This is a genomic window from Nakamurella sp., from assembly GCF_048594475.1.
GTDB lineage: Bacteria > Actinomycetota > Actinomycetes > Mycobacteriales > Nakamurellaceae > Nakamurella.
Genome location: NZ_JBMDXT010000323.1, coordinates 23,801 through 33,280 on the forward strand (window position 1 = coordinate 23,801; position 9,480 = coordinate 33,280).

The 9,480-nt window shown below is 74.2% G+C and carries 8 protein-coding genes; 4 read left to right on the forward strand and 4 right to left on the reverse strand.

Annotated elements, in window-relative coordinates; translation table 11 throughout:
- Positions 1-14: 14 nt before the first annotated feature.
- Positions 15-227: a three-helix bundle dimerization domain-containing protein gene (locus ACOJUF_RS14755; protein WP_420122587.1), complete on the reverse strand. Its 213-nt coding sequence runs from the start codon at positions 225-227 to the stop codon at positions 15-17.
- Between the two features lie 473 nt (positions 228-700).
- Here ACOJUF_RS14755 and ACOJUF_RS14760 point away from each other — a divergent pair, with 473 nt between their 5' ends.
- Positions 701-1,687 carry a diguanylate cyclase gene (locus ACOJUF_RS14760; protein WP_420122588.1) on the forward strand — a complete coding sequence of 329 codons (987 nt, stop codon included), beginning with the start codon at positions 701-703 and terminating at the stop codon, positions 1,685-1,687.
- Between the two features lie 162 nt (positions 1,688-1,849).
- Here ACOJUF_RS14760 and pgm read toward each other — a convergent pair whose 3' ends face one another.
- From pgm to ACOJUF_RS14775, 3 genes are all read right to left on the reverse strand, one after another.
- Positions 1,850-3,502, reverse strand: a complete 1,653-nt coding sequence (pgm, locus tag ACOJUF_RS14765) for a phosphoglucomutase (alpha-D-glucose-1,6-bisphosphate-dependent) (RefSeq protein WP_420122589.1) — start codon at positions 3,500-3,502, stop codon at positions 1,850-1,852.
- Positions 3,503-3,566: 64 nt separating this feature from the next.
- Complete coding sequence (locus ACOJUF_RS14770) at positions 3,567-4,433, reverse strand: LLM class F420-dependent oxidoreductase (RefSeq protein ID WP_420122590.1); 867 nt, start codon at positions 4,431-4,433, stop codon at positions 3,567-3,569.
- A gap of 276 nt (positions 4,434-4,709) precedes the next feature.
- Positions 4,710-5,600 (reverse strand): PfkB family carbohydrate kinase, encoded by an 891-nt coding sequence (locus ACOJUF_RS14775; protein ID WP_420122591.1) that lies wholly within the window; start codon positions 5,598-5,600, stop codon positions 4,710-4,712.
- Positions 5,601-5,609: 9 nt separating this feature from the next.
- On the opposite strand from ACOJUF_RS14775, the gene ACOJUF_RS14780 reads away from it, so the two are divergent.
- The 3 genes from ACOJUF_RS14780 to ACOJUF_RS14790 all read left to right on the forward strand — a co-directional run.
- On the forward strand, positions 5,610-5,888 hold the full coding sequence (locus ACOJUF_RS14780) for a DUF2277 domain-containing protein (RefSeq protein WP_420122592.1): 279 nt from the start codon (positions 5,610-5,612) through the stop codon (positions 5,886-5,888).
- Between the two features lie 412 nt (positions 5,889-6,300).
- Positions 6,301-6,447: a hypothetical protein gene (locus ACOJUF_RS14785; protein WP_420122593.1), complete on the forward strand. Its 147-nt coding sequence runs from the start codon at positions 6,301-6,303 to the stop codon at positions 6,445-6,447.
- Between the two features lie 183 nt (positions 6,448-6,630).
- Positions 6,631-9,480 (forward strand): ATP-binding protein (locus ACOJUF_RS14790; RefSeq protein WP_420122594.1); only part of this gene is annotated, 2,850 nt, incomplete at its 3' end.

Genomic DNA, 9,480 nt, shown 5'->3' on the forward strand with positions numbered 1-9,480 from the left:
GTCCGATCCGCGAGTCAGGCCGCCGGGCGGCGCAGCCGTTCGACGGCAGCTCGCTCGACGAAGACGGGCACGAAGTCGCGGATCGGCCGGCCGTCGAATGTCCGGTGCTCCTCGTGGACCACTCCGCGGATCCGGTCCTCGGCGACGGTCGGGAACCGCTCGCGCAGGCGCTCGATCACCTCGTCGATCTCGCGGGCCTCGTGGGCGGCAACGTCGGCGCTCTCCATCCGGTCATGATGCCGACCGCCGCACCGGTCCGCCGCGGGCGCGAGGCACATTCACTCGTTCCGGATGAGCCCGAGCCGGCCGGACCCGTGGAGCCCCGCGCCGGCGCAATCCCGGGGCCCCCCGGCCCGCGCCGGCCCCGAATCGGATGTTGACGAGCGGGTCAGAAATCAACCCGATCGATACCGTTTCGCCCGACCACACCTCGATCGCAACCGGGAGTGATCAAACCCTGCCGGGCGATCGAGCGAATTCCGTCCGTTCGGGCGACCCTCACCCCGGGGCGCGGGTGACGACCGGCCGCCGGGCACGAAGCGCGAGCGCGAGGACCCCGGCCGGCACGGCGTCCGCCGGCCGCGTCACGGCGCCGTCCCCGACCGGCGGGGATGATGTCGCCCGGGGGGCGACGATGACGACGACCATGGCGACGGATTCGGCGACACCGCGGAGCGATCCGCGCAGACGGGCTCGATGGTTGGCCGGCATCGCGCTGGCCGGCACCGTGCTGGCCATCCTGGCCACGCTCGACCCGACCACGGTCCGGCCGGAGTGGTCCGCCGCCTTCCTGATCGTGATCGTCGGGAGCGCGGCGATCGCGGTGGCCGGCTGGCGCTGGGGGGTGGGCTGGTCCGATCGCATGATCGCGACCACCGTCGCCGCGCTGGACCTGATGGTGCTCGCGTCGATCCTGGCCAACCAGGACCGATCGGCCGCGCTGCTGAATCTGATCCTGCTGCTGCCGCCGACCCTGTACGTCGCGGTCCTGCTGCGCCCGCCGTTCCCGCGATGCCAGGAGATCGGGGTGGTCGCCGGCTGTGCCGTGGTGGCCGCACTCATCGCCGCCGATCCGGTCCAGTGGATCTCGCTCATGCTGCTGCCGGCCGTCGCCCTGGTCGGGGCGGCGGAGACCGTGCTCGCCCAGCGGCGGCACCTGGAGTCGATGGTCGACTCGCTGGAGCTGATGTCCATGACGGACGCCCTGACCGGCGTGCTCAACCGGCGCGGCATCACCGTGCAGCTGTTCGCCGCGCCCCCTGCGCCATCGGGGCACCTGAGCGTGCTGATGATCGACATCGACCGGTTCAAGGAGATCAACGACCGGTACGGGCACGTGGCCGGCGACGAGGTGCTGAGCGCCGTCGGCGCCGGCCTGCTCGCCGAGATCCGGTCCGGCGACCTGGCCGCCCGGCTCGGCGGCGAGGAGTTCGCCGTGGTGACGCGGTCGTCCCCCGCCGACGCCGCGGCGATGGCCGACCGGCTTCGGCGCCGGGCCGTGGACTGGATGGCGCCCTGGTCCGGCACGGTCAGCGTCGGGTGTGCCGGCGCGCGCGCGGCCGGTCCCGACGCGGTGACCGTCGAGCTGCTGTCCGACCTGATGGAGCGGGCCGACCGGTGCCTGTACCGGGCCAAGCGGGAGGGCCGCAACCGGGTCGTCCTGGAGGACGGGTGGGCCGCGCCCTGACGGTCCGAAGCCGCCCGCCCGGCGTCGCCGACCGGACAGCCGGACGGGTCCGCGGACCGGAGCCGGACCGACCGCACAGCCGGACGGGCCCGCCGATCGGAGCCGGACCGGACGGACCCGGCCCGGCTCTGCTCAGCGCCCGAGCAACGCGGCGGACGCGGGTCAGCCGGCCAGCGCGGCCGAGACCACCTCGCGCGCCTCGGACTGCACCTGCGTGAGGTGCTCCGGGCCCTTGAACGACTCGGCGTAGATCTTGTAGACGTCCTCGGTGCCCGACGGGCGGGCGGCGAACCAGGCGTTCTCGGTCGTCACCTTCAGGCCGCCGATGGCCGCCCCGTTGCCCGGCGCGGCGACCAGCCGGGCGGTGATCGGCTCGCCGGCCAGCGAGTCGGCCTTCACGTCCTCGGGCGAGAGCTTGGCCAGCTTCGCCTTCTCCGCCTTGCTGGCCGGCGCGTCGACCCGGGCGTAGGCCGGGTCGCCGAACTGCTCGGTCAGCTCCCGGTAACGGACGCTGGGCGACTTGCCGGTGACGGCGATGATCTCCGAGGCCAGCAGGGCGAGCAGGATGCCGTCCTTGTCGGTGGTCCAGACGGTGCCCCGCTTGCGCAGGAAGGACGCCCCGGCCGATTCCTCGCCGCCGAAGCCGATCGAGCCGTCGATCAGCCCGGGCACGAACCACTTGAAGCCGACCGGCACCTCCACCAGCCGGCGGCCGAGCTGGGCCACCACCCGATCGATCATCGAGGACGAGACCAGCGTCTTGCCCACGCCCATGTCGGCGGCCCACTCCGGCCGGTGGCTGTAGAGGTAGTCGATCGCCACGGCCAGGTAGTGGTTCGGGTTCATCAGGCCGGCGTCGGGGGTGACGATGCCGTGCCGGTCGGCGTCCGCGTCGTTGCCGGTGGCCACGTCAAAGCCGCCGCCCTTGGCTTTCTCCACCACCGAGGCCATCACGTTCGGGGAGGAGCAGTCCATCCGGATCTTGCCGTCCCAGTCCAGCGTCATGAACCGCCAGGTCGGGTCGGTCTGCTTGTTCAGCACGGTCAGGTCCAGGCCCAACCGCTCGGCGATGGCCTCCCAGTAGGCGACGGACGCGCCGCCCAGGGGGTCGGCGCCGATCTTGACCTTGGCGGCCCGGATGGCGTCGATGTCCAGCACGTTCTCCAGGTCGCCGACGTAGCCGGAGACGAAGTCGTAGTAGCCGGTGGTGTCGGCGTTCTTGGCGGACTCGTAGCTCATCCGCTTCACGTCCTTGAGCCCGCCGGCCAGGATCTCGTTGGCCCGGGCCGCGATCACCGAGGTGGCGTCGCTGTCCGCGGGGCCGCCGTTCGGCGGGTTGTACTTGAAACCGCCGTCGCGGGGCGGGTTGTGGCTGGGAGTGACGACGATGCCGTCGGCCAGCCGGCTGGTGCGTCCGTGGTTGGCCTTGAGGATGGCGTGCGAGACCGCCGGGGTCGGGGTGAACCCGTCGTTGGAGTCCAGCATCACCGTGACGTTGTTGGCGGCCAGCACCTCCAGCGCGGTGGCCTGCGCGGGGAACGCCAGCGCGTGCGTGTCGGCGCCGATGAACAGCGGCCCGTCGGTGCCCTGCTCGGCCCGGTACTCGCAGATGGCCTGGGTGATCGCGAGGATGTGGTCGCGGTTGAACGCGGTGTCCAGGCTCGACCCGCGATGGCCGGACGTGCCGAACACCACCCGCTGATCGGGGTTCGAGACGTCCGGGTGCAGGTCCTCATAGGCCGCCAGCACCGCGTCGACGTCGATGAGATCGCTTTCCTGAGCAGGCTTGCCCGCGCGTGGATCCATAGGCGTCATTGAACCGGACCCCGTGCCGGTCCGCAGGGCGGCCCGGGCGGCCGCCGCTCCCCGACCGGCGGCGTCACCAGCCGGCGACGACCGGGATCACCCGCTCGCCGTACACGTCCAGCACCCGGCGGTCCCACATCCCGGCCGGCCGGCCGTGCACGTGGGCGACGCCGAGGTCGGCCAGCCGGCGCAGCGTGGCCAGGAAATCGTCGACACCCGCACCGTCCGCCCCGACCGGGAACGGCGCCATCACCGTCTTCTCGATGTCGTCGTAGTCGCGGCCCTCCCGGTCGCAGTGCGCCCGCAGCACGTCGAGCTTGTGGGGCAGGTCGGGGGTGTCGAACAGGTTGCAGGCCTGCGCGTACCTGGCCACCAGCCGCAGCGTCTTGCGCTCCCCACCGCCACCGATCAGGATCGGCGGCCGGCGCAGCGGCTGCGGCACGTTGAGCGTGCGCTCCAGCGTGTAATGGTCGCCCCGATAGGGGCCGTCGTCGTCGGACCACATCTGCAGGCAGATCTGCAGCGCCTCCTCCAGCCGCTCGAACCGCTCGGCGGTGGGCGGGAACGGCAACCCGAGCCCCCGCGACTCGGCCTCGTTCCACGCGGCCCCGATGCCCAGCATCGCCCGCCCGCCGGAGAGCACGTCGAGCGTGCTGACCTGCTTGGCCAGGAGGCCGGGTTCGCGGTAGACGACCGCGGTCACCCAGGCGAGCAGTTCCACCGTCGACGTGCGCGCGGCCAGGTAGCCAAGGGCCGTGTAGGCCTCGAGCATGTCGTGGTCCTCGGGCCCGACCACGGAGATCTGCCACACGTGGTCCATCACGCTGACCCGGGCGAACCCGTTCTCCTCGGCGGCCTGCGCGATGCCGGTGAGGTCCTGCGCCAGCGTCCGCGGTCCGCCCGGGAACGTGAAGTCCGCGATGTGCACGCCCAGTTTCATCTCAGTTCTCCTTCATCGGACTCGCCGCCCGGAACCAGCATGCTCCGGCCCTGCCGTTCCCCGCACCGGAGGCCGGCCGGACCGGCGTCACCGAGCGCCGACACGACACCTTCGACCCCAGGCGGTCGCCCGACGTCGCGGTCCGGCCGGTGCGTGGCCTGCGCACGGTCGACGTGCTGCCGGCCGAGCTCGTACCGCCGCCGGCCCGGTCCCGGTTCGACCACACCACCGGGGATCGAGCACCCGGGCAACTCGACGACCTCCGCAGGGCACCGGTCAGGCCGTCGACATCTGCTGGCGCCACGCGCGCCAGGCGGCCATCCCGACGACCTGGCAGCGGTCCGCGGCCACCGACCCCGACCGGGCCAACTGGTCGGCGAAAGACCTGCCCGGACGACCGGCCAGCTGATGCGCGAAGGCGCCGTGGAACACGTCACCGGCACCCAGGGTGTCGCGCACGACCACCCGCGGGATCGGGACCGTTCCCTCACCCGACCGCTCGCCCCCCGCGGCCCACCACCGAACCGGTTGCGGACCGTCGGTGACCGCGACCCGCCGGACGCCGCGCCCGAGCAGGGCCGGCGGCACGGCACCGTCCGGCAGCCGGAACGCCGCCGAGCAGATCGCGACGTCGACCAGGGGCAGCAGCTCGTCGAGCACCGGCTTCCAGCTGCCGGCGTCCAGGACGACCGGGACGGACCGCTCCCGGGCGGCGCGCGCGGCGGCCAGGGCCGGCCGCGGGTGGTGCCCGTCCAGGAGCAGCACGGCGGCGCCGTTCAGGACGGCGGCCAGCCAGTCCGGGGCGGGGACCGCCCGCGCCGCGGCATTGACCGACACGACCGACCGTTCCCCGGTCGCGTCCAGCACCCGGATGCTGCTGACCGCCGGTGGCTCGTCGGTGTCCGGCACGACCGCGCGCACCCGAACACCGTTGGCCGTCAGGTCCTGGGCGGCCAGCCGCGCCAGGGGGTGGCGACCCAGGTCGGTGATCAACTCTGCCTCCCCGCCGAGCAGGGCGAAGGTCACCGCGGCATTGGCGGCCGGCCCGCCGGCGACGATCTCCTGGCTCAGCGCGGTGACCTTTTCGTCCGCCCCCACCGGCCGGGCGACCCGGTGGATCAGGTCGACCGTGGTCAACCCGACGAAAACTCCGCGCGGCCGTGCCACCCTGGAGTCATGTGCCGCAACATCCGAACCCTGCACAACTTCGATCCTCCGGCCACCACCGACGAGGTGCACGCCGCCGCGCTGCAGTACGTGCGCAAGGTCAGCGGGTCCACCAAGCCGTCCGCGGCGAACCAGGCGGTGTTCGACCGCGCCGTCGAAGAGATCGCGCACATCACCCGCCACCTGCTGGACGACCTGGTCACCGCGGCGCCGCCCAAGGACCGGGAGACCGAGGCGATCAAGGCCCGGGCCCGGGCCGAGCAGCGGTACGGCCGCGTCGCCGGCTGACCGTCTCACCGCGCCTCGTCCGGGCGACGGTGGTCCCGCGGAACAACCACCGGTCCGAGACCGGCCAGATTTTCGCGGCTCGCCCATCGCCGCTCCTCCGCCCGGCGGACATGATCCGCGGAACAACCACCGCCCTCGGGCTCACCTGATGCCCGCAGTCCTGGCCGCACCTCGGCCCGCCGCTCCCGCAGCCTCACCGCGCACCCCGAGCTCACGCCCCGCGGAACATTCGCCGCCGTCACGGCGGCCGGACCTCTGACCCCTAAGGCGCCTCAGACGCCGCCGGCGGCTCCGGCTGAGGCCCTCGTCCGGATACCACTGCGCGATCGTCCGATCCGCCGCCCGCCGCCTTACCGACATCGTGAATCGTGTCGGGCCAGCGGGTCCGGCCGAACGATTCGGAGGACGAACGATGACCGCATCCTGGGGACCGGCCATGGACGCCGAGATCGCCTACCGGCACGCCCAGGTCCGGGCGCAGGTGGGCCACCGCCGCCGCGGCTGGTTCCGCCGCGCGCAGCCGGGCACCCGGACCGCGCCGGTCAAGCGCGGGGAGTGAAGCGGGCCGCGGCCGCCGGATTCGCCGGCCGGCCGGGGGACCGGCGGGGCGTGGCCGCCGACCCGCGAGCAGCGGCCGACCGGAGCGCCCGGCGCACCCCCCGGGTGTCGCCGTCGGCGTCCCGGATGCCGAGCCGGTGACGAGCCGGTGACGGCGGCGGCACTGTCGGACCCGGCTGCCACTATGGACGGCGTGGCAGCGACCGTCGACCTGGAGTTCGTGGGCCGGTCCGAGCAGGTCGACCGGTTCCGGTCGGCCCTCGCCGGCGCCCGGGCCGGCCGGCCGAGCGCGATCCTGCTCTCCGGGGACGCCGGGGTCGGGAAGACCCGCCTGCTGCGCCGGATGGCCGAGTTGGGCCGCGCCGACGGCGCCCGGGTGGTGATCAGCCACTGCGTGGACCTCGGCGAGGTCGGCCTGCCGTACCTGCCGTTCACCGACGCCCTGGGCCAGCTCCGCAGCCGATCCGATCCGGTGGATGCGGTGATCGGCGGTCGTCCGGCCCTGGGCCGGCTGCTGGACGCCGGGCTGGGCGAGCCGGAGACCGGCAGCGCCGCACAGGCCGCCCGAGGGCAACTGTTCGACGGGATCGCCGCCGCGATCGGTGCGGGCGGGGACGCCGAACGGCCGCTGGTGCTGATGATCGAGGACCTCCACTGGGCCGACCCGTCGAGCCGCGACGTCCTGACCTTCCTGATCGCCCGGATGCGCTCCGAGCATCTGCTTCTCGTGGCCAGCTACCGCACCGACGACCTGCACCGGCGGCACCCGCTGCGGCCGGTGCTGTCCGAACTGGTGCGCCACCCGCGAGTCGATCTCCTCGACCTCGCCCCGTTCACCCGGGCCGAGCTGGCCCAGTTCGCCACCGCGATCACCGGCGGGCCGGTCGCCGAGCCCGATCTGCTGCGGGTGCTGCACCGGTCGGAGGGCAACGCGTACTTCGCCCAGGAGCTGCTGGAATCGGCGGGCGCCGGTGGGTTGGGCCTGCCCGGCTCGCTGTCCGACGTGCTGCACGCCCGCTTGGAGCGGCTCGACCCCGCGGTCCAGGCCCTGGCCGGGATCGCGTCCGTGGCCGGCCGGCGGGTGTCCGGCGAGCTGTTGACCGCGGTCGCCCGGGCCCAACCGGACTTCCCCGACGACGCCGCCGTCGACCGGACGCTACGCGAGGCGATCGCCCACCATGTGCTGGCCATCGAGGACGGGCGCTGGATCGTCTTCCGGCACGCGCTGCTGGCCGAGGTCGTCTACGGGGACCTGTTGCCCGGCGAGCTGAGCCGGTTGCACCGGGCCTATCAGCGGCAGATCGCCGCGGACCCGTCCCGGGGCTCGCCGGCCGAACTGGCGTTCCACGCGCACCGTGCGCACGACCTGCCGGCCGCGCTGACCGCCGGGGCCACCGCCGCCCGGGAGGCCGCCGACGTGCTCGCGCCGGCCGAGGCGCTGCGGCACCTGGAGACCGTCATCGCGCTGTGGGACGCCGTGCCGGACGCGGCCGACCGGATCGGGCAGGACCTCATCGACGTGCAGATGACGGCCGCGCTCGCCGCCAGCCGGGCCGGACAGCCGGCGCGGGCCGCGGCCCTGGCGGTCGCCGCGCTCGACGGCAGCGATCCCGTCCGCGCCGCCCGGCTCACTCCGGCCGCCGCGTATTACCTGATCGACGACCAGCGCGAACGCGACGCCCTGCAGCGGTCCGAACGGGCCCTGGCCGTGCTGGACGAGCAGGGCCCGTCGGCCGATCGGGCCCGGCTGCTCGCCGCGTTCGCCCGGTCGGCCCTGAACTGCGACCGCGACGAACAGGCCGCCGGGCTGGCCGAACGGGCGGCCGCCGAGGCGCGGGAATTCGGCGTGCCGGAGGCCGAGTCCGACGCGCTGACCACGCTCGGTGTGCTGGCCGTCGCCGAGGCCGATCTGGCCGGTGACCTGTTCGCCCGGTCGTTGGAGCTGTCCCGGGCGGCCGGCGATCTGACCGCCGAGCTCCGGGCGACCCACAACCTGACGGCCAACCGCTATTACGCCGGCGATCTCGTGCGGGCCGCCCGGATCTGCGCGGCGGGCATCGAGCGGGCGCGGGCGGTCGGCGTGCTGTGGATGGGCTACGGGGTGGGCCTGCTGATCTTCCGGGATCTCATCCGGTTCGTCTCCGGCGACCTCACCCCGCCGCCGGCGACCCGGGACTGGGTGCCGGACGCCGCCGGAACGGCCCTGTCGACGGTGGACCTGTACGCCGCGGTGGCGCGCGGCGACGCCGACGCCGTCGATCACGGCCGGGTGGACGAGGTCGACTGGCAGCGCGACCCGATGCTGGCCATGGTCTCCGGCGGGTGCACGGTCGATGCGCTGACCTGGGCCGGCGATCACCGCGGGGCCATCGATCTGACGGTGCGGCTCACCGAGTTCATGAGCCGGGCCTGGAACGACTACTTCCTCGGCGGCATCTGGCTGTCGGCGCTGGGTCTGGCGGCGGCGGCCGACCGGGCCGGCGCCCTCCGGTCGGCCGGTGGCGCCGGCACCGACGTGACGGCCGAGCTCGACGTCGGCCGGACCTTTCTCGATCGGATGGAGCGGACCGCCGACCGCGGGCGGCCGCGCGGCGGCCGGCTGGGTCCGGAAGGCCGCGCCTGGGTCGCCCGCGGCCGCGCCGAGTTCGGCCGGCTGACCGGCGACAACGACCCGGACCGGTGGCGGTCCGCGGTCGACGAGTTCGGCTACGGACACCGCTACGAGATCGCGCGGTCCCGGTGGCGACTGGCCGAGGCGCTGGCCGGCCGCGGCGACCGGGCCGGGGCCCGCACCGAGGCGGCCGCCGCCCTGACCGAGGCCCGGGCGATGGGGGCGCGGCCGCTCGCCGCGGCGGTGCAGGAACTGAGCCGGCGGGCCCGGCTCGAGCTGCCCGGTGCCGCGCCGGTCGCCGGGACCGTGCTCACCGCGCGCGAGAGCGAGGTGCTCCGCCTGGTCGCCACCGGCCTGACGAACCGGCAGATCGGCGAGCGACTGTTCATCAGCGGCAAGACGGTCAGCGTGCACATCTCCAAC